At 59.0% G+C, this 770-nt stretch carries 1 protein-coding gene; it reads right to left on the bottom strand.

The features are described 5' to 3' along the window. Positions 1-19: 19 nt before the first annotated feature. A protein-coding gene (locus BJF92_RS24600) for an IS5 family transposase (RefSeq protein WP_143523837.1) occupies positions 20-770 on the bottom strand; the annotation gives its coding sequence in 2 pieces (ribosomal slippage) (positions 20-441 and positions 441-770; 752 coding nt annotated over the 2 pieces). This gene is flagged as partial in the annotation.

Genomic DNA, 770 nt, shown 5'->3' with positions numbered 1-770 from the left:
TAGGCTCAGGACTCATAAATCACAACCAAAAGATAACGGTTGCAGCGATGCATATGCTTGAGAAGAAGGTATGCGCGCATCGATCGTAGCGGGTTGCAATCCGCCGCCAGTCCTTCAGCTTGGCGAAGAGGTTCTCGACCTTGTGGCGCTGACGGTAGAGCGCCTTGTCATATGGATAGGGCACCTTGCGACTGCGGCTCGATGGAATACAGGGCTCTATACCTTTTGCCTCCAAGGCTTCCCGGAATGTCTTGCTGTCGTAGCCACGGTCGGCAATCAGCGTCTTGGCCGACGGGAGGCTATCGAGCAGGAGGCGAGCGCCCTTGTGATCGCTCATCTGGCCCTCGCTCAGCAGCATGATGATCGGGCGTCCCTCGCCATCGCAGACGGTGTGCAGTTTGGAGTTCAGCCCACCCTTGGTTCGCCCGATACGGCGGGGAACAGCCCCTTTTTGAGCAGGCTCGCCGCTGTGCGATGCGCTTTGAGGTGCGTCGCGTCGATCATGAGGCGCTCGGGTTTGGACCCTTCACCGGCGAGTGCCGCAAAAATGCGGTCGAACACCCCAAGTCGGCTCCAGCGGATGAAGCGGTTGTAGAGCGTCTTGTGCGGTCCATAATCTTTGGGCGCGTCCTTCCATTGCAGGCCATGCTTGATGACGTAGACGATGCCGCTGACGACACGGCGATCATCGACGCGGGGAATGCCATGCGCCAGCGGAAAGAAAGGGGAAATCCGGGCCATCTGGCGCTCGCTCAGCAAAAACACATCAC

The sequence above is a fragment of the Xaviernesmea rhizosphaerae genome, assembly GCF_001938945.1.
Taxonomy (GTDB): domain Bacteria; phylum Pseudomonadota; class Alphaproteobacteria; order Rhizobiales; family Rhizobiaceae; genus Xaviernesmea; species Xaviernesmea rhizosphaerae.
This window is presented reverse-complemented; position numbering and strand designations above follow the sequence as displayed.